1 protein-coding gene and 1 pseudogene are annotated in these 990 nt (G+C 62.5%); both read right to left on the bottom strand.

The window, feature by feature from the left end:
* Positions 1-291 (bottom strand): type VI secretion system contractile sheath small subunit (gene tssB / locus EOA22_RS35120; protein WP_127390688.1); only part of this gene is annotated, 291 nt, incomplete at its 3' end.
* 6 nt (positions 292-297) lie between these two features.
* A pseudogene (locus EOA22_RS35115) lies at positions 298-990 on the bottom strand (type VI secretion system protein TssA); the annotation flags it as partial.

The following is a 990-nucleotide window of genomic DNA, read 5'->3' as shown; positions in this document are numbered from 1 at the left end:
CTCCTGGCCCTCGGCCTGCGGCAGCGTGTTCTTCACCCGCGCTTTGACGCGGGGGCCGAGCGCCTCCATGAATTTTGGGAAGCGGTTCGCGTCGGTCTCGACAAAGGAGCGGTCCAGCACCGACTTTGACGCTTCCTTGGTTTGCGAAGCACCGGCAAGGTCGGCCATCACGCCCATGACAAACGGCAGTTCGATCGTCGTCGGGCTGCCGTAGGTTTCCACATCGTAGGCGATCTGCACCCGCGGCGCGCGATTTCGTTCGATGACCTTGGCTTTGCTTTCGGCTGGCATGTGTTGTTACCTTTCATCCTTCTGAGCCGTCTTCTTGGCATCGGGAACGCCGGCCAGCAGCCTGAACTCCTTCAGCCCCGAAGGGGCGAGATCTTCCATCAGTTCAACGAAATCCATGTGCACCATCCGACGGACCCGCCGAGCCAGGTGCGGAATTGGGCTCGACGGTTCGGTACGGTCATAGAAGGCGACGACCAGGTCGAGGCATTTCACCACGTCGTCGCGCGAGGAGATCCGGTCGGGGAGTCCCGTGCTCGAGTCCGCATAGCTTGCCATACTTGCCATAGCATCGGCTCCATGACCGTTTCGAGCAGGCGTTGCCAGTTCCGTCGGCACCGCCTGCGTGGCTGCGCCATTCGTCACCGCGCCGGCCGCTGAATTCCGTTCAAGTGTCGTCAGCAAACGCTGCAGGAACCGTTTTAAGTCCGGAACGGGAGTGCCGCTGCCCTCGAGACGAGCGTTGAGCGCAGTCTCGAGCGCATCCAGTGCCGTGATCGTCGCCCGGGCGTCGGCGATGAGCTGGACCATCTCCGCATTGGCCTGATCGATCTGTGCCGCACATGCGGCACGCACCCGATTCAAGAGTTGTCCGTGCGCACTGACCAGCTGCGCTTTTTCCGCCGCATTCAGCCCCGAGGCGGCTTCCTGGAGCATGACGCGATCGTCGAGCGCACCCTTCTCCAGGTCCTCGCCCTGAAC

The sequence above is a fragment of the Mesorhizobium sp. M7A.F.Ca.US.014.04.1.1 genome (assembly GCF_003998745.1).
GTDB classification, from domain to species: domain Bacteria; phylum Pseudomonadota; class Alphaproteobacteria; order Rhizobiales; family Rhizobiaceae; genus Mesorhizobium; species Mesorhizobium ciceri.
The sequence above is the reverse complement of the archived record's forward strand: the minus strand, read 5'-3'. Positions and strand labels throughout refer to the sequence as shown.